Here is a 23674-nt window from a genome sequence, read left to right on the forward strand (position 1 = left end):
AAGGCAGTAATTGAACTATGAATTGGGCATTGGGCATTGGGCATTGGGCATTGGGTATTGGTTATTCTCCTTGTCCTCCTTGTCTTCCTTGTCTTCCTTGTCCCCCTTGTCTCCCTTGTCTCCCTTGTCTCCCTTGTCTCCCTTGTCTCCCTTGTCTCCCTCACTCCCCACTCCCCACTTCTTATGATGGGATTGATCAAACAACTGCTACGGCGAACCCCTCTAGGATGGCTGCAACTGAATCATGAAAAAAGCCGTCTTTTAGTAGCATTGTCAGGTATTGCCTTTGCGGATCTTCTCATGTTCATGCAGCTAGGCTTTCAGACTGCGCTGTATGACAGTAACACCAGACTACATCGCAGTTTGCAAGCAGACATTGTTTTAACCAGTCCCCAAGCCCGTAACCTGCCAAGCTTGTCTACATTTTCTCGTCGGCGACTTTACCAAGCAATGGATATACCAGGGGTGAAGTCGGCAGAACCAATGTATTTCAACAACACAATCTGGAAAAATCCCCAAACACACCGCGAGACGGGGGTGTTAGTTATCGGGTTCAACCCAGATAAGCCAGCCTTTGACTTACCGGATGTTAACCAGCAATTGCAGACAATCAAGCTGCCAGGTGCTGTCTTGTTCGATCGTGGTGCAAGAGGAGATTATCAAAAAGCGATCGCTCAAATTGACCAAGGTAAAACTCTGACTACCGAAATAGAACGGCGCACAATTACCATTAGTGGCTTATTCCAAGTCGGGGCTTCCTTTGGCTCTGATGGCAACCTAATCACCAGCGATGAAAACTTTTTGCGGCTATTTTCCGGGCGACAGTCCAGCAGTGTCAGTCTAGGTTTGATTCTTCTTAAACCAGGCTATGAGCCGAAAAAAGTGGCAGCAATGCTCAAAGCCTACCTAAGAGATGATGTCAAAGTATTAACCCACGCCGAATTTATTGAATTTGAAAATAACTTCTGGAGAACAAATTCCCCAATTGGGTTTATTTTCAGCCTGGGTGTATCAATGGGCTTTGTGGTGGGCGTGATTATCGTCTACCAAGTCCTCTCCACCGATGTTAATGCCCATGTTCAGGAATACGCCACCTTCAAAGCAATGGGATATAACAATTACTACCTGCTAGGTGTGGTGCTTGAAGAATCGTTGATATTGGCAGCACTGGGCTTCTTCCCCGGATTGGGAGTGTCCTTAGCACTTTACCAACTGACTCGCAGTGCCACAAATTTGCCCATGTACATGACTGCGATTCGGGCATTGCAGGTATTAGTGCTGACTATAATTATGTGTGCAATTTCCGGTGCGATCGCCACCCGCAAACTTCAAGCCACCGATCCTGCTGATATGTTCTAGAAATGGGCATGGGGCATAGGGCATTGGGCATAGGGATAATAATTAACAATCCCCAATCTAAAATCCAAAATCCAAAATCTAAAATTGTTATGCTTCCCGTCATCTCCATCCAGAATCTCGACCACCATTTTGGTCACGCCTCACTCCGCAAGCAAGTTTTATCTAACATCAACTTGGAGATTAACGCCGGTGAAATTATTATCATGACTGGGCCCTCTGGTTCTGGAAAAACTACCTTGCTGACTTTAGTCGGTGGGTTGCGTTCTAGCCAATCTGGTAGTTTGCGGGTGTTGGGACGAGAACTTTGTGGTGCTAGTGCCCAACAACTAGTGCAGGCGCGACGCCATAACGGTTATATTTTCCAAGCACATAACTTGCATGGTAGTTTGACGGCACTCCAAAACGTCAAAATGGCTTTGGAATTGCACAAACATCTTGGGTTAAAAAAGATGCGAGTTAGGTCAGCCCAAATGCTAGAGCAGGTAGGATTAGGAAATCATTTGCATTACTATCCTGATAAACTGTCTGGGGGACAAAAACAAAGAGTAGCGATCGCTCGCGCCTTAGTCAGTCATCCTCAAATAATCCTCGCGGATGAACCCACCGCCGCCCTTGACAGTCAATCAGGACGAGATGTAGTCAATCTCATGCAAAAACTAGCAAAAGAACAAGCCTGTACTATCTTGATGGTTACTCATGACAACCGCATTTTAGACATTGCCGATCGCATCGTTCACATGGAAGATGGCAAACTCAAGTCAAAAGTAAACCTATCAGCCTAAAGTTGATCAGCCCATTCCATCATTCAGAGTTAATTTATAAAGTAAATCTTAAGTGTGCTGTGGCAAGACTAAATTTGTGCATTCAGATTCTGGTTTTTTGGCGCTAAAGAGCTATTACGAGCAAATTTTAAAATATTTAGACTAATATAGTTTAATTTATCCTCGCCGACTTACTTACCTAGTTTAAGTAATTTCCCCATACCGATTTCAACCGATCAGTGTGATATTAGTGTCCAGTTGAAAAAGTGTCCAGTTGATTCCAAGATTTCCTTCAAGTATTATTATGTAATGACAGTTAAATTTTATGCTCATTGCCAATGTCATACACCTTGGTTATTAGAGTTAAGACCAATTCACTAAAATCACAGATAAAATCATTCCCCCTTGCAATCCATAAATACCTGGAGTATTTCCCAACATTTATGGTTTTCAACAACATCGGCTTCAAACAGGAAACACTGCTGGTAATAAGCTAGTCTATTTTCCAACACAAGCAAGGGATTTTTTGTAGTTCTATGATTATTGAGAATAGCGCTAGTAGTTCAAACAAAAAGTTGCTCGGTTCTGATGTCAAAACTTTGACAACCAAGCGCCGTGCAATAAATGTCTTAAAGGGAATATTTGCTGTTCTCCCTCTCACCTTGGCATTGCCTGTAGATGCTTTGCAAGTAAAGGTGACTCCAACTAATCCTAAATTAGGGGATACACTCTCGGTAGAGATTAATTTAGATAATCCAGGGAATGGTACAAATCCAACAGTCGCTAGTGGTAAGAATACATACCCAGCGTTTGAAATGGCGCCCAATAAATATCGGGCTTTTGTTCCCACAACTCCACTAGAAAAAGCTGGAACTAGAACACTTCGGGTTGCGGGAGATGGTCAGGTGCAAAACTTGGCAGTGAATGTGCTTAATCGCAAGTTCCCCATACAACACATTACTTTGCCACCAGGGAAAGCCGGAGTGGATGCCACAGAGTATGAACTGAAGCGCGTGGCAGCTTTTAAGGCGTTACAAACACCACAAAAGTATTGGAATGGAGTATTCCTGAAGCCAAATGCTGGGCGGATGAGTACAAACTATGGTGTACGTCGCTACTATAATGGTACATTTGCAAAAGACTACTATCATCGTGGTCTTGACTACGCTGGTGCTGCCGGTTCACCGGTAATTGCCCCCGCCGCTGGGCGAGTTGCTTTGGTAGGTAGGGTATCCCAAGGGTTTCGGATACACGGTAACGTAGTTGGCATTGACCACGGTCAAGGAGTAACCAGTATTTTCATGCACCTGAGTCGTATTAACGTTAAAGAAGGTGATTTTGTAAAAGCTGGTCAACTAATTGGCGCAGTAGGTTCAACAGGTGCTGCCACGGGGCCACATTTACACTGGGGTCTGTATGTCAACGGACAATCAGTTGATCCAACCCCTTGGCGAACTAAGGTCGTTAACTAGTAGAGACGGAATTGATCGCGTCTTTGCATAATTTGTGTATCTTTTGCTGAGAATTAGGCAAAATAAATTGGATTGATACCGTCCCTACCTTGCTTGGCTAACATAAATGATGATAAGCGTTATGAGTATCGAAAAAATTGTAGAACAAGCTCTCCAGGATGGTTATTTGACACCAGCAATGGAAGCAGAAGTCGGTAGAATCTGTGACAACGCCTCGGAACTCTCAATTGAAGAGTATATGGCGCTGGATCGGCTGATGGGTGCGCTATTGACTGGTGAGGTAGTGGCGGTACCTCGCAAACAATTCATTAACGTCATGGAAGAATTGGTACTGACGGAAGCGATCGCCCGAGTCGCAGAAATTGAAGCCACCAGCGAAAGTTCTCTAGATGTCGGCGATATTGCTGCTTACGCTCTCAATCGGCTACCACCTTTGTATGCTACTACAGAAGAAGGTGCTAACTTCCAGCGCCAAACAGCTCAGGCACAACTGCAAGAATTAATTTCTCAGCAAGTAAGTGAGGCGATTAACCGTTACCTTGATCGACCCAATTTCTTCCCAGAACGGCAAGCCTTAGGCAAAAACACTGGAAATGAGGTTGTACGCCAAGTTAGTGCTTTACTCCAGGCATACGCACCTAACTTTGAGCAAAAATTATAATTTTAATAGTCATTAGTCATTGGTCATTGGTCATTGGTCATTGGTCATTAGTCATTAGTCATTGGTCATTAGTCATTAGTCATTTGTTTTAGACAAAGGACAAAGGACTAATGACTTTTAATTAATTACGTACTAACACTGTTGTCCCTAAAGTCACTTGCTCATATAACAATCGGACATCAGAATTACGCATTCTTAAGCAACCGTGGGATACAGCCGTTCCTACCAGGTCAATATCCGGCGTGCCATGAAAGCCAATTTCATTCCGTCCATCTGACCAAAAACCAATCCATCTGTCTCCCAAGGGACTATCCGTACCAGCTTGAAATACTTTGCCCGTAATCGGGTGACGCCAGATTGGATAATGTCGCATGTGGATCACCTGGAAAGAACCTGTGGGCGTTTCCCAACCTTTCTTACCGACAGCGATTGGGTAGCTGGCTATCACCTCATCTCCTGCGTATACATAGGTGCGGCGATCGCTTAAAACAACCACTACTTGCGTCTTGGTATCTGCCAGCCTATTAGATGGTATTTGTTGGGCTGAAGCCTGAGACCATAGACCTTTTGGCCAACTATCCGCAACTGGATTTTGTCTTTCTGTTTCCGCCACCAGCCGCGTCTTAGTTGGTAGGTCAGTTGCTTTAGCTACATTCTTCTTAATTATTTTCGGCTTAATTTGAGACTTAATAGCAGAATACTTGAGTGTAGAAGCCCTCCGAGTAGTTGCTTTAGCTACATTCTTCTTAATTATTTTCGACTTAGTTTGAGACTTAATAGCAGAGGACTTTGGTGTAAACGCCCTCTGGGCAGTTGAGCCTTGGGTGACTTCATCAGGGGGCACAGATGCACCCAGCGCAATTTCCCCTAAACTCACCTGGGAAAGATTCTTGTAGACTCTGACTCCCTCTGGGCGGCTTCCCTTGGAATTGGTTAGGGTAGAATCTCGCCGCATCGAAGTAGATGCAGACTTCTCAGACTGCCGTTCTGCCGTAGTAATGCGCCAATGGACAGCTAAAGATAAAAATGCTGTGCCAAAACAGAGCAACATTACCATACGTCCTACAGATTCGTTTCTTACCATTGCCATCGCCTATTGTTTATCCCTGACATATCCAGCCGAGCAATTGGATGAGTTCATCATCCGATTATCAAAAATTTATCAATACTTATCATTTCCGCTATAAATCTGCCAACACCTCTGGGCAAACTAAGACTATGCAAATTGTCCCAGCAGCAAAACTCCAAGTGGGCAACCTCATTCCTCAAAAGTTCTGGGGGTTGTAAGCCAATACTTGGACTTTCTGGTGGAACTTTTGAAATGTAGCAATCAATCATTAATGGTGTAGGTGGGAGAAAAACCATGTTTGAAAAACTATTGCTAGCAGTCACAATTACATTTTCCCTCAATTTCTTTTTTCAAGTTCGCGTACCAGAGCAAAATCACTCTGGTGCTACCTATGGGTCACAACTAGAACAATCAGCAACTATTCTGGTAACAAAATCAAAAAAATAAATCACCATTATAGTAACCACAGCAACCCAACTTCCAGAAATTATTACCTGAATTCTAAAGGTATCAAGAAGCTAGAATTACAAAATTTTTATCTTCATCCTTATAACCAGATTTAATTATTTTTATCAAGCGTATATACTCAGTTGCTAAAAGTACCAAAATGTGCATCTAACTGCCCGTTTGTTAGTTGATGGGTCTTGGGCAACTATGCGAACAGTATAAGAAAAAAGTGGCTCTCTTTATTGCTATAAATGTATCCAAAATTGTATGCCTCAGTGTTCCAGTCATAAATCCGTCACCTTAGCATGGAACTTCTGTCCCATTAGCAGGTCTAATAGATAGGGATGATTTAGAGCCAGTACGATCTATGAGTCAGTCGATTACTGTATCCTGGTCAGCGGTTGATGCAAAGTATCCAGAAGCATCAGTGCAAGTTGACAAACTCCCTAACCACGATTTAATTTTGCGCTGTCAAGCGGGACTGCGACCAGATCGTGTTGCGTTTGCAGAACTATTACGCCGCTATCAAAGTCAAGTTGATAGAGTTTTATACCACCTGGCTCCAGATTGGGCTGACAGAGCCGATTTGGCTCAAGAAGTTTGGATTCGAGTGTATCGGAATATTAACCGATTACAAGAGCCTGCTAAATTTCGGGGCTGGTTAAGCCGCATTGCCACCAACTTGTTTTACGACGAGTTGCGGAAACGCAAGCGGGTTATGAGTCCTTTGTCACTGGATGCTCCCCGTTCGTTAGAAGACGGCGAGATGGATTGGGAAATCGCTGGCGATACTCCTGGCCCTGAGGAAGAACTGACAACTAGAGAATTTTACGAGCAATTGCGGGAAGCGATCGCGGATTTACCAGAAGTCTTTCGTACTACCATTGTCCTCAGAGAAATCGAAGGCATGGCATACGAAGAAATTGCCGAAATCACGGGAGTTTCCTTAGGAACTGTGAAGTCAAGAATAGCCAGAGCTAGATCGAGGCTGCAAGCTCACTTGCAGACTTATCTAGACTCCTAATTTACATTATCTTGCCTCTGCCCAATGGCAGAATTTAAGCATTGATTAATAATTACCAGAAAGATGTAGATCGCTTCTGCCCTAAGGAGGAAAGTTGGCTAATTTTCCCCAATTTACCGCCCAGTTTACCCGTGTATGAGTTGGTAATAATGTTAAGATGACTACTGATTCTCAGTTTTTCGACCGTTCACCTTTGCAACTTCCTCAAGATTTGCCAGATGAAATGGCCAAGCATACCAATGAATCAACGGGTCTTATGGATATGGTGAAGCGCGATCGCTTCGAGTTATTGAGTGCTTACCTCGATGGTGAAGTCACGGCTATAGAACGCAGGCAAGTAGAAGAATGGCTGGCAAATGATGCCTCAGTTCAATGCTTGTATGCCCGACTGTTAAAGCTGCGCCAAGGCTTGCGGACTCTCCCAGTGCCAACAGCCCAACAGTCACCAGAAGCAAGAGTTCAGCAAGTATTGACACGTTTGCGCCGCCGTTCCCGTTTCAACTGGATAGTGGGAGGTGCAGCCGTTGCTGCTTGCGTAATCGGCGCAGTATCTGGCTTAGTACCTGGTCTTGGTTCGAGAACGCCGCAACTGGCACAACGACCACAAATAGAACCGATCCAAACGTCCTCAGTATCTATGGTTCCCCCTTCGCCGCTGATGGTGGGACTAAATAACCCGGTAATTGAAATTCCGAAAGCAGCAGTAGCCTCTCCAGAAAAATCAATTTATCGGGTACAGCCGCAACGGCACGACTCCAAACAGGATATAAACTAATCGCAAAGTTAACAGTTTATAGATCATAACTGTGCTTTGGGGTTAAACTACAGCCACTCCACCAGCCGTCAGGTTGGAGGAAACCTCCTAATTGCTCAACTTGCTCTAGAGTCATTAAATAAACCCAAGCCCAACCCAGAAAGAGCGACTGTAGCTCATAAACCTCGATAATTTGTCGATTATAGAGGTTTTCTGGTGATTGTCTATTCGGCTGGTAATCTTCCAGTACATCTAGCTCATTTAAAATCCTTGGGTTGTGAAAAGAGAGTAAATATCCGTGAACTTGGCTATCCCCTAGCGTCATCGCTGGGTAGCCCATTGGCAAAGCAAACAATTTACCTTGTACAAAAGCTCTTTTGACATCAACTATTTTGCCACCACAATATTTTTTATAATTAGCTTCACCTGGTTTAAGCGTGCCGTAGACAAAAACCCGTACCAAATCAGAAAATTTTATATTAGATTCAACCATCGCCTATTTTAAGCATCTGAATTGACAGCAATAAAAACCCATCATAGTAAATACCTCTAGATATCAGTTCTAGAGGTATTTTTATTTACTCAGATTAAGAGTTAAACAATTAAGTACTACTTCCCCTTATTTCTGTCTAACTTCTCTTGAATAGCTTCTCTACAGAATTCAGGAGGGTTATCTTGTTGCTGCACTTCCTCTTTCATTGTCTTAGTCATGCGTATATTCATTTTCTCGGTCAGTGGCTCCTCTCTGTCAGTAGTGAATTTTTTTAAATTTTCTGGGTTTCCTTTAGGATTAGCCATTGTTGAGAGATGTAAATATAGCTTGATCTACGTGGAAGCGAGTAAATATGATTTTAAATCGGTGGTGCTTTCATCCTTGGAAATGGTTCACCACCGATACCACTTTTACAAATGGGTAATTCTATTTTATGTTCACAAGGTCAGAACTCGAAATCAAAACCACTGCCCAGTTGAGAGACTTATCCAAGCGTTACGGATTAAAGCCTACTGGGAATGGAGGGTACAAGACTAGTTGGATTGTCACCTTAATGGCATTCCCACAGATAGCGATCGCTCAATTAAGGCAGGGAAGAGGGTTGAAGTCCCCAGGCTTCAGCGTTATTCAATTCCTCGAAGGGGTGGTAGATGAGATGAACTCACCCACTGACGAGCAAGCGGCGTTGATTAAGCTGACGATGGAGGGCAAAGCTATGAATTACCCTGACCGATAGACCAAGAGAACCTACTCAACTTGCACAAAGCTAAGATGCACCTTGAAATGGCGATCGGACTACTAAGCCAGTAAATCAGTTTAAGACCCTAACGTACCTAGAACATCGATTCAGTAATCAAAAACCTAACCCTCCAGCCCCCTTCCCTACAAGGGAAGGGCAGGGTGGTTTCATACAAGCCCAAAGTTGTTAGAGTAATAGTCGAAGAACTTTAGGGATATATAGGACTCGTATTTGATTTTTGTAGGACTTACGCACGAGTTACGGAATAACGAACCGCAGAGGCGCAGAGGGCACGGAGAAATCAGAGTTTGAGAGATATTTTGCGTAAGTCCTATTTTGAAATAACTCAGTACACATCTATTCCCTTCTTCCCTATTCCCTTCTTCCCTATTCCCTTCTTCCCTGTTCCCTGTTCCCTGTTCCCTGTTCCCTGTTCCCTGTTCCCTGTTCCCTGCCTACGCAAGTAAGTTCAGGAATCAAATCGGATTCCTATAAGATAGAGAGAAATAGGGAATAGAGAGAAGTAAATTGATTTTAGAAATCAAATTAGAAAATTACTAGACAGATAATTCCCGCAAAATAGTAGTTCAAGTGTACTAAAAAAGGGTAAATACTAGAAAATTAGTAGAAGTAAAGTGTAATAGGCATGAAACCATTGGAAATACGTTATTCTGTTGATTCCCGATATAACCCAGCATCGATTGAGGAAAAATGGCAAAAAACATGGGTAGAACTTGGCTTAGATAAAACACCTACAGCTAGCAACAAGCCAAAATTTTACGCTTTATCCATGTTCCCTTATCCATCGGGCAGCCTCCACATGGGTCACGTCCGTAATTATACCATTACGGACGTGATTGCCCGCCTCAAGCGAATGCAAGGGTATCGGGTAATACACCCAATGGGTTGGGATGCCTTTGGTTTGCCAGCAGAAAATGCCGCCATTGATCGTGGTGTACCGCCAGCCAAGTGGACTTATCAGAATATGGCCCAGATGCGGCAGCAATTGCAGCGTCTTGGTTTATCCATCGATTGGGAATGCGAACTTGCTACTTGTTCACCAGACTATTACAAGTGGACACAATGGATTTTCTTGCAGTTTTTGCAAGCGGGGTTAGCTTACCAAAAAGAAGCAGCAGTAAACTGGGATCCTATTGATCAAACTGTATTGGCAAACGAGCAAGTTGATAACGAAGGACGTTCTTGGCGCAGTGGGGCAATAGTTGAGCGCAAATTATTACGCCAGTGGTTTTTTAAGATTACCGACTACGCCGAAGAATTGCTCAATGACTTGGATAAATTGACAGGTTGGCCGGAACGCGTCAAGTCGATGCAGGCAAACTGGATTGGCAAATCCACAGGCGCTTACTTGGAATTTCCCATCGCTGGGATAGATGAAAAAATTGGCGTGTACACCACACGTCCAGATACCGTTTATGGTGTCAGCTACCTAGTGTTAGCACCAGAACATCCCTTAACAAAGCGCGTCACCACAAAAGAACAACAAGCAGCGGTTGAAGCCTTTATTAAAGAAGTTTCCAATCAAAGTGAGTTGGAACGTACCTCAGAAGACAAACCTAAGCGGGGTATCTCCACAGGTGGGGTGGCAATTAACCCGTTTACAGGGGAAGAAGTGCCCATTTGGATTGCTGACTATGTACTGTATGAGTATGGTACTGGGGCAGTGATGGGTGTACCAGCACACGATGTCCGGGATTTTAAGTTTGCCAAAAATTACCATTTGCCAGTTGATTTTGTCATCGCTTCCGCAGATGATGTTGCAGGTTTTGACTTAACTCCAGCATCAGAGATAGATGAAGTTACACAACTCATCCAAATTGAATATAACGAGGCATACACTGAACCAGGAATTTTAATTAATTCTGGGGCTTTTACTGGTATGGCTTCCACAGATGCGAAACAAGCAATAATTGAATACGCCGAACAACAAGGTTTTGGTAAAGTGCGGGTGCAATATCGCTTGCGGGATTGGTTGATTTCGCGGCAGCGTTACTGGGGCGCACCGATACCTGTAATTCATTGTCCCAACTGTGGGATAGTGCCAGTGCCTGATAAAGATTTACCAGTACAGTTGCCGGAAGAGGTGGAATTTACTGGACGTGGCGGTTCACCTTTAACTCAGTTAGAAAGCTGGGTAAATGTACCTTGTCCCACTTGTGGCACTCCGGCAAAGCGAGAAACTGACACGATGGATACTTTTATTGATTCCTCGTGGTATTTCTTGCGCTTCCCTGACGCTAAGAATGAACAACAAGTTTTTGATTCCAGTAAAATTAACGATTGGATGCCAGTAGATCAGTACGTAGGTGGAATTGAACACGCGATTTTGCATTTGTTGTATTCGCGGTTCTTTACTAAGGTACTACGCGATCGCGGGTTGTTAAATTTTGACGAACCCTTCCAACGCCTGTTAACTCAAGGTATGGTACAGGGTTTAACTTACACAAATCCCAATAAGGATGGTAAAGATAAGTGGGTTCCCTTTAATCTTGTAGATCCAGCTAATCCACGAGATCCGAAGACAGGTGAAGCACTGCAACTTGTTTATGCCACCATGTCTAAATCAAAGGGTAACGGTGTAGCCCCAGAAGATGTAATTTCCAAATACGGTGTAGACACAGCCCGGATGTTCATCTTGTTCAAAGCGCCACCAGAAAAAGACCTGGAATGGGATGAAGCCGATGTGGAAGGACAATTCCGCTTTTTAAATCGGGTTTGGCGTTTGGTGACGGATTATGTTGCGGCTGGGGTATCCCGTAAGAAAGCCCAATCTGATTTAACTAAAGCAGAAAAAGAATTGCGGCGGGCGATTCACACGGCTATTCAAGCGGTGACGGAAGACGTGGAAGACAAATATCAATTCAACACAGCTATTTCAGAATTGATGAAGTTGAGTAATGCCCTAACTGATGCTGACGGGAAAAATTCACCAATTTATGCAGAAGGTATTCGGACTTTGGTGGTGTTATTAGCACCTTTTGCACCACACATTGCTGATGAATTATGGCATTTATTGGGTGAAAGTGATTCAGTTCACACTCAAACTTGGCCATCATTTGACCCGGCGGCTTTGGTAGCTGATGAAATCACTTTAGTGATTCAAATTATGGGCAAAACTCGCGGCGCGATTCAAGTACCAGCACAAGCAGATAAAGCAGCGTTGGAGAAATACGCCCGTGAATCAGAAATTGCCCAGCGTTACATCGAAGGTAAAGAGATTAAAAAGGTAATTGTGGTGCCTGGAAAGTTGGTGAATTTTGTAGTCAGCTAAGTATAGCTTTGCGTAAAATCGTGGCGAATTGAGGGTTGAAATTTAAACGCAGATGCGCTTTGCCTTCCCGCAGGGTAGGGGCGCAGAGAATTCGCTACGAATTAATGAAATGTTGTACTTAGCAATCGATAAAATTGTAAATGTAGCCTGACAAAACATCAGAGGTTTTACATCCGTGACACTCAAAGAGTTAGAGGTTGTTTGAAAAGTATTATTGCTATAGCAGGGAACTCTTAACAGGCTTGAAAGTCTCTTGGTGTCAGTGTTTTCTGATTAGCTGATGTCAACCGCTACCTGGCAACTGCTATAACATCTAAGCCTCAGAAACCTAACCCCCCGATCAAGCCTTCCCTACAAGGGAATGGGGGTTTCAAAGCCTCTCGACCTTTCGGAGAGAGGAATGGAAGCGGGGTTCTTAGTATACTTTGCGACTTTTCAAACATCCTCTGAGAGTGTTTTAATCAATATAAGTTACTTTTAATATTATCTGACTTTAGTCACACACCCTTATGGCTGACCTTCTGGAAACTGCTGTTAACGCGGGAAACTTCACTACCCTGGTGAAGGCTGCTGAAGCTGCAGATCTCATAGAAATTCTGAAAAGTCCTGGTTCTTTCACACTATTTGCGCCAACTGATGAAGCCTTTGCCAATCTGCCAGAGGGAACTTTAGAGTCGCTACTACAAGACATCCCCAAGCTCAAGAAAATTGTGGCATATCATATCGCTAGTGGGGATGTTCGCTCTGATGATTTGGTACAGATTAATGAGGCAGAGACGCTTGAGGGGTCAATTGTAGCCATTGAATCTGCTGACGGTAAATTTAAGGTGAATAACGCCAATGTCCTCAAAACAGATATTCTGACAGACAATGGCGTGATCCATATTATTGATGCGGTGTTGATGCCTGGGGTGGTGGCGGGAAGTTAATGCATGAGGCACTGGGCATTGGGCATTGGGCATGGAGAAGAGACAAGGGAGAGGGGGGAGTAAATCCCCCTTGTCTCCCTTGTCCTCCCTACTCTCTACTCCCTACCCCAGAATGCACCCACTGCGTGCGGGAACAGTCAACGTCAACTGCTGAGTTTCTCCTTCACCATTCCACTCAACTTCAGCAGTGCCATATAACTGCTTGTTGGGTTGAGTACGCAAACTGGCGATATCTACATTCGCTGTTGCCGAACTTGTGCCAGCGTTGACGGCAATTATCAATTCCTCTGTCCCTAAAGTTCGCGCAAAGATATAAAGTTGTCCTTGAGCATAGAGGACTTGGTAATCACCTGTACGCAATGCTGGATAAGTGTGGCGCAGGGCAATTAATTGGCGGTGAGTATTGAAAATTTCTTGATTCCAGTTAGTCTCTAAAGGAAAACCACGACGTGAGTCTGGATCTATTCCTCCAGGTAAGCCAACTTCATCACCATAGTAGATGCTGGAGGCACCGGGAAAGGTGAGTAACAGTAGAGTTGACAATTCTATACTACCTATATCGCCGCCTGCAATAGTCATCAATCGGGCTGTATCGTGACTTGCGAGCAAATTGAGTTGAGTTAGCTGAATTTCCCAAGGATAAAGTTGTAGTACTTCTTGGATTTTGGTGGCGTACTCGGTGGCAAATAAAGGTGGGTAGGGTTGATAGTCGCGGCCTTGGACTTGTTCTAAGACTACGCGATCGCCAGCTGCAAAGGCAATTGTCGGCCCAGCAAATAGATAATTCATCACGCCGTCAAATTGTGTTCCATCCAACCACTGGCGGGAATCTCCCCACACTTCGCCCACAATGTAAGCTTCGGGATTGACTGCTTTAACGCGATCGCGAAATTCCTGCCAAAAGCCAGGAGTTTTTATTTCAAATGGTACATCCAATCGCCAACCGTCGATGCCGAATTGAAGCCAATATTCGGCAATCTCCATAATATATTCTCGTACTTCTGGGTTGTCGTGGTTAAATTCTGGCAAGGCCCGATTTCCCACCCAACCCCCGTAGTTGGCAGGTAATTCCCCATTGTAAGGTGAAAGGGGCCAGCCTTCTATTTTGAACCAATTTACCCAAGGCGAATGGGGGCCATTCTCTAAAACGTCGTGGAAAAAGAAAAAGCCCCGACTGGAGTGGTTAAACACCCCATCCAGAACAACTTTGATATTCCGTTCATGGGCTGCATCTAGCAGTTCCTTAAAAGCCTCGTTACCCCCCAACATCGGGTCAACTTGGTAATAATCGTGGGTATGATAGCGATGATTGCTAGCGGATTGAAAAATGGGTGTAAAGTAAATCGCGTTAATTCCCAGATCATGGATGTAGTCTAATTGCTCCATGATGCCCCACAAATCGCCGCCTTTATAACCTTGAAGTGTTGGCATAGCTTCCCAATCTTCCCAACGTCCTTCGTGCAACAGCCGTTTGCGCGGCTTTTTGCTTCTGGCAAAGCGATCTGGAAAGATTTGGTAGAAAACCGCGTGTTTCACCCAGTCTGGTGTTTGAATTTGCATGAATAACTTTTTGTACCTTCAGAAGCGATCGTTGCAAATATTAGCTTCTTTCTGGCTCTTACTTATGATAGAAAATCTGTCATTTGTCAGTAGTTATTAGAGGATGTTTGAAAAGTATTGATTAATCTCGATCAATCCGTTTGCAGGTCGCTACCCGCTAAAGATGCGACCCACCAGTAACATCAAGGTATTGACCCGTCACCCAACGGCTGTCAGATGAAGCGAGGAAGGCAGCCGCATCTGCAACATCGCTGGGTTGCCCCACTCGACCCAGTGCTGATAGACTGGCTGCAAATTTCTGTGAGGCTTCGTCCGCAAGTATGTCTGCATTCATCTCCGTGTCAATGATGCCGGGAGCGAGTGAATTGACCGTGATGTTGCGTACCCCAAGCTGTTTAGCGAGTACAAGAGTGAGGGTGTTGATGGCTCCTTTGGTAAGACTATAGGCAGCCACATCAGGAAAGGCAATGCGCGTCACTCCAGAGGAGAGGTTGATAATCCGTCCACCGTCTCGCAGTCGAGGGAGTGCCTGCTGGATCAGGAAGAATGGCGCTTTCACATTGACCGCAATCAGTTCGTCGAATATTGCCTCGGTAGTTTCCTCAAGGGTTGCCCTGATAGCAATTCCAGCATTGTTAACCAGGATATCAAACTGATTCGTGCCGGTTTGCTGGTTCAGTGCAGCGTCCAGTGCTTCGTAAAGCCCATAGACATTTGCCAGCGTGCCTAACTCTGCCTTGACTGAGAAAGCAGCTCCGCCATTCGCTTCAATCTCTTGGACAACGGTGTTAGCAGCATCGGCATTCCGCCCATAGTGAACGGCAACCAATGCTCCATCTTGAGCAAGCCGCAGGGCGATCGCTCGACCAATGCCACGACTCGCACCCGTCACTAGGGCAACCTTGTTCTTCAGTAATTGACCCACTTCAGACTCTCCTGTGGTGTTTAAGTCTACTTTGCAGATTTGCTTAGGTAGATTATAACTTGTACGATTGCAATCAGAATTGGCAATAATTAAGTAAATGCGCGTAAATATTTGTCGTTGAGATAAGGCAGAAGAGAGGAGGCAGAACGCATGAGGAAAGATGGTTTTAAACTCGTTTATGTTTCTTTACATAGTTTGGTTTTATTCTGCCGACCTACTTAGTATACAAATTTGCCTTTTTGCAAGTGTGATGCCATGTTGCGAATTACAAATTACGTTAGTGCCACGCAAAGCAAGTCCACGTACTCCTGCAAAGAAGCAAGCTACGCGCAGCGTCTTGTAGAGAGCGTCATGACAAATTACGCCTTGCGGTACTAGGCAGTTTTAGCATTTTCATCTACTGCTTGTGCTGCACTAGCTTTCAAACGGCTCGACCTGATTTTGCGAATACGTTCGCTATTGCGGACACCACCCCCCATCTCATATTCGCGGCTGTTTTTGCCGTACTTGATAGCAACCACCATTAGCATTTTCTCTGAAAGACTGCTTAAGTTTTTCTCCATTTCTTCAATCTCAGTTTTAGAAGAGTCAATCACAGACAGAGCGGTATTATAAACATTAATTTTTGTACGTAACTGCTCAATTGATTCAAGGAGTTTTTCGATATTATAATCATCATCAAATTTGATGCTTGGAACAATCGATTTAAGTCCAGTGGATCTTAACTCAGCTTTTTCGAGAATGCGGGAGGTACGTTTTCTCCGAGACATAGATTTACTCTTTTAAGATGGTTCTATAGCTAGCTTGCCTTAATTGAACTGCATTCCGGTTCAGCAGAACTCGCAATTTTTTTAATAAAATTTTCAAGCTATAGCAGTAATTTCTCGGAATTTCATTACTAGATGTTGGTATTTATAGAAATAATATGTTTAAGCTTGATAAATGCTTGAACGTAGACCGCTCCAGCTTGAACGTAGACCGCTCCAGCTTGAACATAGACTGCTCCAGCTTGAACGTAGACCGCTCCAGCTTGAACATAAACCGCTCCAGCTTGAACATAGACCACTCCAGCTTGAACGTAAACCACTTCAGCTTGAACATAGACCGCTCCAGCTTGAACGTAAACCACTTCAGCTTGAACAGGACTTACACAGCAGTTAAGCAAAAGTTCCTGCCCAGAACTCCTAAGCTTATTTGATGTTATTTATGAAAGAATAGATAACTATAGTCGCATCAAATAATCAGCGACTTATTTTGTTAAAATCACTATTTGGCTGACTGTAAATAAATTTGATTTGAGGTAAAATGAAACACGAAAAACTTTCTCCCGGATTACTCTTGGCATTTCATGACTATCAAAATGAAGGAGATAAAGCTTTAGTTCAACACAAAAAATCCCTTGGAATTATTGCCCACAAAAGCCCAGTCAAACCTACTAAGAGTGTTGTTTTTATCTACTGCGACCCTGATGCAGACTTGAGTTATTTATCACAATATAATATTGAAGTCAATCAAAACTCTGGGAGTGTGCGGACGGCTTTCTTGCCGTTAGATAGTTTAGATGTCTTATCTGAAGAAGATGTTATTCAGAGGATTAAGCCATCACGCAAACTTCATTTGAGGATGGACACTGCACTGGTAAAAGTCAAACTGCCGCAGTTCAAGAACCAAACCGGATTGACTGGTAAAGGAGTAATCATTGGCATTATAGACAGTGGCATTGATCCGAAACACCCCGCCTTTGCTGGACGAATTTTACACATTTGGGATCAAACACTGCCGGGCCCAGGAGTCACAGAGGGCGGCTATGGGGGTGAATTTACCGGAGCGCAACTGACAATTTCTCAGGATACTGGCGGTCATGGGACTCACGTTGCTGGCATTGCCGCAGGTGCCGATGCTACCTATGGCGGTGTCGCACCAGAAGCGGAATTAGTTGTCGTCAGGTCAGATTTACAGGATGCCCACATTGCTGATGGCGTTCGTTACATTTTCCGAGTTGCTAGAGAGTTGGGACGCCCAGCAGTGGTAAATCTCAGCTTGGGTGGACACGCTGATGCCCATGATGGTAGCGACTCTTTATCCAAAGTCATTAACGCCGAAACTGGCCCTGGAAGAATTGTTTGCTGTGCTGCGGGTAACGAAGGAAACGATAACATTCATGGACAAGCGACGATATCCAGTGGACGCACTCGTGGTATGCGCTTTAATGTTCCTTTGAATCAAGTAGGCATAGTTTGGTTAAACGGTTGGTATTCCAAAGACAGCGAGTTGGAAGTGTCGCTGCGGAGTCCTAACGGTTTTGTCACTCCCTTTCAAAAAATAATTGCTGACGGTAATGCCGCACAAGATTACCAGTTACCAGATGCACGGGTGCAATTAGCAACACCAGGGCCAGATAAAGCCAACAGCGATCATAATTTCCTTGTGCAAATACGTGGTATTGACCCCTCGCCAGTAATGGGAGGTGTTTGGCAGCTGCGAGTCCGCAACACTTCTTCAACGGATACACGTTTAGATGTGTGGACAGTAGATGACAGTTCCTCGGTGTTTTTTACAGGTAAAAGTGTGAAAGATGCGATAAAAATTGGTTCGCCGGGAGCCGCCAGCAGTGCAGTTACAGTTGCCGCCTATACTACTAAAGCCACGTACACAGATATTGATCACCAAGTGCGAGAAATGGGTTTAGAATTGAATACTATTTCGGAATTCAGTAGTGAAGGGCCTCTACGGAATGATGGACAGAAGCCGGATGTAGCAGCACCAGGAGCAATGATTGTTTCCACCCTTTCCGCCGATGCAAATTTTGACCGCTCATCGATGATTAATTCCAAGTTTGTGGTTCAGGCTGGTACGAGTATGGCGACACCGTTGGTTAGTGGGTTAGTGGCACTCCTGTTACAGCGTGATCCCCAGCTTGATCCGGCTGCTGTGAAAGACTTGCTACGTAAAAATAGTGCTATCCCCGGAAAACCCGCAGGCACATTTGATGATAAATGGGGTTATGGAGTGATTAATGCCTTAAATCTGTAATTAGACTGAGAAAGGTGGATATTATTTCTGTACAAAGGTAGGCAATAACAACCTATAACTTTGATAAGTTAAGCTAGGCAAGAATTGTCTACCCTTTTACTAAGGAATTGCTGATGAATTATCAGAAACTAGACGCTGCTCTTGCTACAGCGCTGAATGATCTTCAAGATTCAGAAGAACCGAGTTTGGCAGTTTTCATCCATACTGAAGCAATTTTAGATTCTGCTGCAACTGCTGTTTTAGCAAGTTTAGGCGTGAGTGGTGTTACCAGTGGCAAAGATGTTTTCACAGCAACACTGTCAGCAAATGCGATTTCCCATCTATCAGAGCAACCTTGGGTGAAGTATTTGAAGCGATCGCAGCAATTACGTTTGGTTAATAAGAGGATAGGTACTGGCAGATTGGGCGTTTAATGAGTAAATAAGAGCGATCGCATTTCTCAACCAAGAATATGTGTTTTCCAAAGCCAATGAATTAAGACTAAATTTGCTTTTTTAATTAGAGTTAAGAATTAATATTAATATTTTCTATATAATCGTCTGGATACAAGGCGGCTATTACCGTTTTATTATATAAAATATTTCTAGGTAACAAAAAAAACTTACACTTACCAATAGTAGTTTTCCTGGCACTATTGGTAAGCGTAATTTGTAATTACTATACCGCAAGCGTTTCATTGATTTGGAATGTCTGGTTTATTTACGCCGTGCTGTACTAATAGTCTGCCACACAGATTATGACAGGTTATAGATCCCCGACTTCTTAAAGAAGTCGGGGATCTAAACACCCTCGACTAGTCAAAATCAGACTTGGTGGACTACTAGCAGAAATACCAAAGTTCAGCAGTCAGTGGTTTAACAATCAACATCAGAGGTTTTATCTGTGAAACGTCTAATTCAATTTCCCTTAGAAGACGGTAGCTATATCTTAGTAGAAGTAGATAAACCAGAGTCTGAAGATAGCATAGGACGAATTGGCCGCCAAGAGGATCTCTTGCAGAAGGCTGAACAAACCTTTGAGACAGCTTTGGAAGGAATCAAACCCATAGCCAACACTATCATTAATAAGCTTTGTAGCTTAAATCAGCCAGCCGATGAAGTAGAAGTAAAGTTTGGTATCAAAATGAGCGCTGAAGCTGGGGCGATTATTGCCAGTGCTAGTATTGAAGGAAACTACGAAATCACCCTTAAATGGAAACCAAAGTCAGTATAGATGCCAACAGAACTTGAGGCAGCAATTGTCCGAATTTGCAAGTCTAATGGAGTAGTTGTCGGTGCTGGCTTTCTAGTATCTCAAAATCATGTCATCACTTGTGCCCATGTGGTTGCTGATGCACTAGAAATTTCCAGGGACACTCAAAAAAGACCTGCTGAAGTTGTGTATCTAGACTTTCCTCTCATCGCTTCAGAAGAAAGGTTAACTGGAAGAGTAGTTTTTTGGCGACCAGTTCCGCCGAAAGATTCTACCTCAGTTAAGGGTAAAGAAGATATTGCTGGATTGGAATTAAATAGCACTGTTCCAGAAACCGCGCAACCCGTGGATTTAGTAATAGAAGAAGATTTACGCGGTCATTTCTTCAGGACTTTTGGATTTCCTGCTGGACATGATGACGGGTTAGAAGCTACTGGTGTACTACGCGGACGCCAAGGAACTGGCTGGATACAGATAGAAGATATTAAAGAAACAGGAGTGCGTTTAGAACCTGGCTTCAGTGGTGCGCCTATTTGGGATGAACAACTAAATGGCGTAGTCGGCATGGCTGTAGCCGCTGACCAGAAACGACCGGAAGCCAAGGTTGCTTTTATGATCCCAATAAAAGTAATAGCAACCGCTTGGCCTGCACTAGCTCAACAGACTATTCCACCACTCAGGCTGGTAAAGAAGAAACGCTTTAATTTCTGGGAGAATCGTTTTTGGATATTAGCTAGTATTGCTTTGCTTCCTCTATTTGGAAGCGTATTTTTTGTTATAGAAAAAAATAGGATACCAGTAGAAATAAATAGCTGTAAAAATATGCCTCAAAATCCAGAAATAGTAAATAAAATTGTCATTGCTAAATTCAATATTTATACAACAGATATTCTGGAGATAGAAAAACGATTGTCCGATAAACTTCAAAAAGATAGTCAAAAACTAGATAAAATCGACGTTTGTTTTGTAGATAAAATAGTTTCTACAAATAAAGAAGCTCAACAATTAGGAAATGATGAAAACGCAACAATTGTTATTTGGGGACGTAGAAACGCCTCATCTTTTGAAGTGAACTTAAAAGGAATCAAACAAGAAATTAGATTTTTAAGCTCGCTATCAATTCCGGCAACTGACACTTCAGAATATAATCTACAAACTCAGGATATTTTAGATTTGACAAGCTTAATGACTGCTGTAGGAGTGAGTATAACTTATTACTTAAATAAGGAAATTCCTAAAGCTCGTGAAGTTCTAGCTGAAGCTCTTAAAAATGCTGAATCTAAAGAGTTTGGTAAAAACAATGAACGTAATGCAGAAAAATTAGCAGAGGCTTACTATTTTTTGGGTTCTATGTTTGAGGTAGATATTAATGATTCTAACTGTGTAAATACTTTCAAGGCTTGCCAAAATGCTTTGAATGCTTATGAAAAAGCTTCTGAATATAATAAATTTAAACCGTCCCAAAATCTTTTAAATAAAGGCATACTCTACGAAAAGTTAAACCTACCAGATAAAGCCATAGAAGCTTACAGAACAATAATCGATTATGAACCTGAATCCGATTCTGCTGTAGTAGCGCGTGTTTACCGCGCAGATGTATTATTAAGTAAAGGGGAAAAAGAAGAAGCCATAAAAGATTTAGACATTGTTTGTCAACGAGAACCTGCAAATCTTGAGTATCGTCATTTTTTAGGTTTAGCCCAATTACAAACAGGAAAGCTGGAAAAAGCTAAGGAAACATATCAGTATGTAAATATCTACGTAGATTCAAATAAAGAACTGAAAAATGAGATCATTGAAGATTTAAACACCCTCGCTAAAGGAACAAAAAGTCCAGATATCAAAAAAGCAATACATGAAATTATTTCTACTCTATAAAATATCATCACGAGGCGAAGTTGGTGTCGGTCCGTCACCGTGACATGGTTCCTTAGTGCATTGGCCATTTTTCCAACAACGTCGCTCTCCACGCTCAGGGCCATCAGGACAAATTTCCATACAGGTGCATTTTTTAATTTTTAGACGTGATTGGAAATTTGTGTTCTCAGAAATGTTTGATGTAATTTCTTCAATCGGAACTTCAGTGATTAAAGGCTTCTGGCTTGAGTGGCTAGATATTAGCTTAACTTCCATAAATATTCGTGCCTGATTTTGATTAGGTATAGAATAATATTATAATTATGAGTATTGTTCGTATTATGACATAACTAAAAACCGTAATATTAGGCAATATTCCTTGAATTTATTATGATATCGCCTAAAATCCGATCGCACCCCTAACCCCTAAATTTAACCATTATCTTCCTTCCTACTGCCCACATACATCTAAGTCTACTCGTCTGAGTAACAGTGAGTACAGTATTTGTCAGTGTCTAACAAATTAAGTTTTGTGATCTGAAGTGAGATTCATTGAGTTAGCACTTGTAACACTAGCGTAGCGATCGCACCCCATTTCTCATCGTAATTAATACAAATGTTCTATTTTTCTCCTGATCAGCCGTATTATCTATCACCAGCAGTATTTTGTAAAATTCATCCCTAAGAATCATCTGCCCCCCCTTACCAGCTGCCACATACAGTCCTAAACTGAAGATGAGAGTTGAAAGGCAGTCGGGAGAAATTTTGTGAAAAAAGTATTATCAATCATTCTTGGTGGTGGCGCGGGTACTCGACTTTACCCACTAACCAAACTCCGCGCTAAACCAGCAGTACCAGTGGCGGGGAAGTACCGCTTAATCGATATCCCTGTTAGCAACTGCATAAATTCCGAAATATTCAAAATCTACGTCCTGACACAATTCAACTCAGCTTCTCTGAATCGCCATATCGCCCGTACCTACAACTTTAGTGGCTTCAGCGAAGGCTTTGTGGAAGTGCTAGCCGCACAGCAAACGCCAGAAAACCCCAACTGGTTCCAAGGTACAGCCGATGCTGTGCGTCAGTATCTCTGGCTGTTGGAAGAATGGAATGTAGAGGAATATCTGATTCTCTCAGGGGATCACCTCTACCGCATGGATTACCGTCTGTTTATCCAGCGTCATAGAGAAACGGGTGCTGATATCACTCTCTCAGTCATCCCCATAGACGAGCGCCGCGCCTCAGATTTTGGTTTAATGAAAATTGACGATTCTGGTAGGGTTGTTGATTTTAGCGAAAAACCTAAAGGCGAAGCCCTAACCAAAATGCGCGTCGATACCAGTATCCTGGGATTGACAAAAGAACAGGCCCAGTTACAGCCTTACATCGCCTCAATGGGGATTTATGTCTTTAAAAGAGATGTTTTGATCAAGTTGTTGAAAGAATCTTTAGAACGGACGGATTTTGGTAAAGAAATTATTCCTGATGCTTCTAAAGATTACAACGTTCAAGCTTATCTATTTGATGACTATTGGGAAGATATTGGAACAATTGAAGCATTTTATCATGCCAACTTAGCACTGACTCAGCAACCCCAGCCACCCTTTAGTTTCTACGATGAAGAAGCGCCAATTTATACCCGCGCTCGTTACTTACCTCCGACTAAACTTTTAGATTGCCACATCACAGAATCAATTATCGGCGAAGGTTGTATTCTGAAAAATTGCCGCATTCAACATTCAGTATTAGGAGTGCGATCGCGGATTGAATCTGGCTGCGTCATCGAAGAATCTTTGCTCATGGGTGCAGATTTTTACCAAGCTTCTGTAGAACGCCAATCTAACGTAGAAAAAGGTGACATTCCCGTAGGTATTGGTACTGACTCGATTATTCGCGGTGCAATCATCGATAAAAACGCCAGTATCGGTCACGATGTCAAAATTATCAATAAAGATAATGTGCAAGAAGCTGACCGCGAAGGTCAAGGTTTCTACATCCGCAGTGGTATCGTTGTCGTGCTAAAAAATGCTGTAATTCCTGATGGAACCATCATTTAGTCATTAGTCATTAGTCATTAGTCATTAGTCATTAGTCATTAGTCATTAGTC

The 23674-nt window shown here is 43.1% G+C and carries 24 protein-coding genes; 16 read left to right on the forward strand and 8 right to left on the reverse strand.

Annotated features, from left to right (window positions below; genetic code table 11):
• Positions 1-186 precede the first annotated feature (186 nt).
• The 4 genes from devC (at position 187) to HWQ41_RS31050 (ending at position 4253) form a co-directional block, all read left to right on the forward strand.
• Positions 187-1359, forward strand: a complete 1173-nt coding sequence (gene devC, locus HWQ41_RS31035) for an ABC transporter permease DevC (protein WP_292771647.1) — start codon at positions 187-189, stop codon at positions 1357-1359.
• Positions 1360-1448: 89 nt separating this feature from the next.
• Entirely contained in the window at positions 1449-2141 is a 693-nt protein-coding gene (locus HWQ41_RS31040; RefSeq protein WP_292771606.1) for a DevA family ABC transporter ATP-binding protein, read from the forward strand.
• A 515-nt stretch (positions 2142-2656) separates the two neighbouring features.
• Positions 2657-3592, forward strand: a complete 936-nt coding sequence (locus tag HWQ41_RS31045) for a M23 family metallopeptidase (protein WP_292771608.1) — start codon at positions 2657-2659, stop codon at positions 3590-3592.
• A 121-nt stretch (positions 3593-3713) separates the two neighbouring features.
• Positions 3714-4253 (forward strand): late competence development ComFB family protein, encoded by a 540-nt coding sequence (locus tag HWQ41_RS31050; protein WP_292771610.1) that lies wholly within the window; start codon positions 3714-3716, stop codon positions 4251-4253.
• Between the two features lie 121 nt (positions 4254-4374).
• Here HWQ41_RS31050 and HWQ41_RS31055 read toward each other — a convergent pair whose 3' ends face one another.
• Complete coding sequence (locus tag HWQ41_RS31055) at positions 4375-5343, reverse strand: L,D-transpeptidase (protein WP_292771612.1); 969 nt, start codon at positions 5341-5343, stop codon at positions 4375-4377.
• A 41-nt stretch (positions 5344-5384) separates the two neighbouring features.
• Here HWQ41_RS31055 and HWQ41_RS31060 point away from each other — a divergent pair, with 41 nt between their 5' ends.
• The 4 genes from HWQ41_RS31060 to HWQ41_RS31075 all read left to right on the forward strand — a co-directional run bounded on the left by HWQ41_RS31060 (position 5385) and on the right by HWQ41_RS31075 (position 7568).
• Positions 5385-5540 carry a hypothetical protein gene (locus HWQ41_RS31060; RefSeq protein WP_292771614.1) on the forward strand — a complete coding sequence of 52 codons (156 nt, stop codon included), beginning with the start codon at positions 5385-5387 and terminating at the stop codon, positions 5538-5540.
• Between the two features lie 76 nt (positions 5541-5616).
• On the forward strand, positions 5617-5769 hold the full coding sequence (locus HWQ41_RS31065; protein WP_292771616.1) for a hypothetical protein: 153 nt from the start codon (positions 5617-5619) through the stop codon (positions 5767-5769).
• Between the two features lie 367 nt (positions 5770-6136).
• Positions 6137-6793: a sigma-70 family RNA polymerase sigma factor gene (locus tag HWQ41_RS31070; RefSeq protein ID WP_292771618.1), complete on the forward strand. Its 657-nt coding sequence runs from the start codon at positions 6137-6139 to the stop codon at positions 6791-6793.
• A gap of 157 nt (positions 6794-6950) precedes the next feature.
• Positions 6951-7568: a transcriptional regulator gene (locus HWQ41_RS31075; RefSeq protein WP_292771620.1), complete on the forward strand. Its 618-nt coding sequence runs from the start codon at positions 6951-6953 to the stop codon at positions 7566-7568.
• A 16-nt stretch (positions 7569-7584) separates the two neighbouring features.
• On the opposite strand, the gene HWQ41_RS31080 is transcribed toward HWQ41_RS31075, so the two are convergent.
• Entirely contained in the window at positions 7585-8040 is a 456-nt protein-coding gene (locus tag HWQ41_RS31080) for a gamma-glutamylcyclotransferase (RefSeq protein WP_292771622.1), read from the reverse strand.
• Between the two features lie 116 nt (positions 8041-8156).
• Complete coding sequence (locus HWQ41_RS31085) at positions 8157-8345, reverse strand: hypothetical protein (protein WP_099101327.1); 189 nt, start codon at positions 8343-8345, stop codon at positions 8157-8159.
• 128 nt (positions 8346-8473) lie between these two features.
• On the opposite strand from HWQ41_RS31085, the gene HWQ41_RS31090 reads away from it, so the two are divergent.
• The 3 genes from HWQ41_RS31090 to HWQ41_RS31100 all read left to right on the forward strand — a co-directional run bounded on the left by HWQ41_RS31090 (position 8474) and on the right by HWQ41_RS31100 (position 13000).
• A complete protein-coding gene (locus HWQ41_RS31090; protein ID WP_366931731.1) occupies positions 8474-8776 on the forward strand; it encodes a hypothetical protein in 303 nt (100 codons plus the stop codon).
• A 649-nt stretch (positions 8777-9425) separates the two neighbouring features.
• On the forward strand, positions 9426-12071 hold the full coding sequence (gene leuS, locus HWQ41_RS31095) for a leucine--tRNA ligase (RefSeq protein ID WP_292771626.1): 2646 nt from the start codon (positions 9426-9428) through the stop codon (positions 12069-12071).
• Between the two features lie 509 nt (positions 12072-12580).
• Complete coding sequence (locus HWQ41_RS31100) at positions 12581-13000, forward strand: fasciclin domain-containing protein (RefSeq protein ID WP_292771628.1); 420 nt, start codon at positions 12581-12583, stop codon at positions 12998-13000.
• A 102-nt stretch (positions 13001-13102) separates the two neighbouring features.
• Here the strand turns inward: HWQ41_RS31100 and HWQ41_RS31105 are convergent, their stop codons facing one another.
• The 4 genes from HWQ41_RS31105 to HWQ41_RS31120 all read right to left on the reverse strand — a co-directional run bounded on the left by HWQ41_RS31105 (position 13103) and on the right by HWQ41_RS31120 (position 16614).
• Positions 13103-14560 (reverse strand): glycoside hydrolase family 13 protein, encoded by a 1458-nt coding sequence (locus tag HWQ41_RS31105; RefSeq protein ID WP_292771630.1) that lies wholly within the window; start codon positions 14558-14560, stop codon positions 13103-13105.
• A gap of 157 nt (positions 14561-14717) precedes the next feature.
• Positions 14718-15485: an SDR family oxidoreductase gene (locus HWQ41_RS31110; RefSeq protein ID WP_292771632.1), complete on the reverse strand. Its 768-nt coding sequence runs from the start codon at positions 15483-15485 to the stop codon at positions 14718-14720.
• Between the two features lie 374 nt (positions 15486-15859).
• Positions 15860-16255, reverse strand: a complete 396-nt coding sequence (locus tag HWQ41_RS31115; protein ID WP_292771634.1) for a hypothetical protein — start codon at positions 16253-16255, stop codon at positions 15860-15862.
• A gap of 128 nt (positions 16256-16383) precedes the next feature.
• Positions 16384-16614, reverse strand: a complete 231-nt coding sequence (locus HWQ41_RS31120) for a hypothetical protein (RefSeq protein WP_292771636.1) — start codon at positions 16612-16614, stop codon at positions 16384-16386.
• Between the two features lie 176 nt (positions 16615-16790).
• Here HWQ41_RS31120 and HWQ41_RS31125 point away from each other — a divergent pair, with 176 nt between their 5' ends.
• The 4 genes from HWQ41_RS31125 (at position 16791) to HWQ41_RS31140 (ending at position 21587) form a co-directional block, all read left to right on the forward strand.
• A complete protein-coding gene (locus HWQ41_RS31125) occupies positions 16791-18518 on the forward strand; it encodes a S8 family serine peptidase (protein ID WP_292771638.1) in 1728 nt (575 codons plus the stop codon).
• 113 nt (positions 18519-18631) lie between these two features.
• On the forward strand, positions 18632-18931 hold the full coding sequence (locus HWQ41_RS31130; RefSeq protein WP_292771640.1) for a hypothetical protein: 300 nt from the start codon (positions 18632-18634) through the stop codon (positions 18929-18931).
• Between the two features lie 469 nt (positions 18932-19400).
• Entirely contained in the window at positions 19401-19730 is a 330-nt protein-coding gene (locus HWQ41_RS31135) for a CU044_2847 family protein (protein ID WP_292771641.1), read from the forward strand.
• Positions 19731-21587 carry a tetratricopeptide repeat-containing serine protease family protein gene (locus HWQ41_RS31140; protein ID WP_292771642.1) on the forward strand — a complete coding sequence of 619 codons (1857 nt, stop codon included), beginning with the start codon at positions 19731-19733 and terminating at the stop codon, positions 21585-21587.
• A gap of 551 nt (positions 21588-22138) precedes the next feature.
• On the opposite strand, the gene HWQ41_RS31145 is transcribed toward HWQ41_RS31140, so the two are convergent.
• Complete coding sequence (locus tag HWQ41_RS31145) at positions 22139-22282, reverse strand: hypothetical protein (protein ID WP_292771643.1); 144 nt, start codon at positions 22280-22282, stop codon at positions 22139-22141.
• A 51-nt stretch (positions 22283-22333) separates the two neighbouring features.
• Here HWQ41_RS31145 and HWQ41_RS31150 point away from each other — a divergent pair, with 51 nt between their 5' ends.
• Positions 22334-23623: a glucose-1-phosphate adenylyltransferase gene (locus HWQ41_RS31150; RefSeq protein ID WP_292771645.1), complete on the forward strand. Its 1290-nt coding sequence runs from the start codon at positions 22334-22336 to the stop codon at positions 23621-23623.
• Positions 23624-23674 lie beyond the last annotated feature (51 nt).

It is taken from the genome of Nostoc sp. NOS(2021) (assembly GCF_017115025.1).
Taxonomy (GTDB): Bacteria; Cyanobacteriota; Cyanobacteriia; order Cyanobacteriales; family Nostocaceae; genus Nostoc.

Excerpts from the sequence above, each read along its gene's own strand:
- devC (WP_292771647.1), top strand. The coding sequence starts at position 187 with ATGGGATTGATCAAACAACTGCTACGGCGAACCCCTCTAGGATGGCTG.
- HWQ41_RS31040 (WP_292771606.1), top strand. The coding sequence starts at position 1,449 with ATGCTTCCCGTCATCTCCATCCAGAATCTCGACCACCATTTTGGTCAC.
- HWQ41_RS31045 (WP_292771608.1), top strand. The coding sequence starts at position 2,657 with ATGATTATTGAGAATAGCGCTAGTAGTTCAAACAAAAAGTTGCTCGGT.
- HWQ41_RS31050 (WP_292771610.1), top strand. The coding sequence starts at position 3,714 with ATGAGTATCGAAAAAATTGTAGAACAAGCTCTCCAGGATGGTTATTTG.
- HWQ41_RS31055 (WP_292771612.1), bottom strand. The coding sequence starts at position 5,343 with ATGGCAATGGTAAGAAACGAATCTGTAGGACGTATGGTAATGTTGCTC.
- HWQ41_RS31060 (WP_292771614.1), top strand. The coding sequence starts at position 5,385 with ATGAGTTCATCATCCGATTATCAAAAATTTATCAATACTTATCATTTC.
- HWQ41_RS31065 (WP_292771616.1), top strand. The coding sequence starts at position 5,617 with ATGTTTGAAAAACTATTGCTAGCAGTCACAATTACATTTTCCCTCAAT.
- HWQ41_RS31070 (WP_292771618.1), top strand. The coding sequence starts at position 6,137 with ATGAGTCAGTCGATTACTGTATCCTGGTCAGCGGTTGATGCAAAGTAT.
- HWQ41_RS31075 (WP_292771620.1), top strand. The coding sequence starts at position 6,951 with ATGACTACTGATTCTCAGTTTTTCGACCGTTCACCTTTGCAACTTCCT.
- HWQ41_RS31080 (WP_292771622.1), bottom strand. The coding sequence starts at position 8,040 with ATGGTTGAATCTAATATAAAATTTTCTGATTTGGTACGGGTTTTTGTC.
- HWQ41_RS31085 (WP_099101327.1), bottom strand. The coding sequence starts at position 8,345 with ATGGCTAATCCTAAAGGAAACCCAGAAAATTTAAAAAAATTCACTACT.
- HWQ41_RS31090 (WP_366931731.1), top strand. The coding sequence starts at position 8,474 with ATGTTCACAAGGTCAGAACTCGAAATCAAAACCACTGCCCAGTTGAGA.
- leuS (WP_292771626.1), top strand. The coding sequence starts at position 9,426 with ATGAAACCATTGGAAATACGTTATTCTGTTGATTCCCGATATAACCCA.
- HWQ41_RS31100 (WP_292771628.1), top strand. The coding sequence starts at position 12,581 with ATGGCTGACCTTCTGGAAACTGCTGTTAACGCGGGAAACTTCACTACC.
- HWQ41_RS31105 (WP_292771630.1), bottom strand. The coding sequence starts at position 14,560 with ATGCAAATTCAAACACCAGACTGGGTGAAACACGCGGTTTTCTACCAA.
- HWQ41_RS31115 (WP_292771634.1), bottom strand. The coding sequence starts at position 16,255 with ATGTCTCGGAGAAAACGTACCTCCCGCATTCTCGAAAAAGCTGAGTTA.
- HWQ41_RS31125 (WP_292771638.1), top strand. The coding sequence starts at position 16,791 with ATGAAACACGAAAAACTTTCTCCCGGATTACTCTTGGCATTTCATGAC.
- HWQ41_RS31130 (WP_292771640.1), top strand. The coding sequence starts at position 18,632 with ATGAATTATCAGAAACTAGACGCTGCTCTTGCTACAGCGCTGAATGAT.
- HWQ41_RS31140 (WP_292771642.1), top strand. The coding sequence starts at position 19,731 with ATGCCAACAGAACTTGAGGCAGCAATTGTCCGAATTTGCAAGTCTAAT.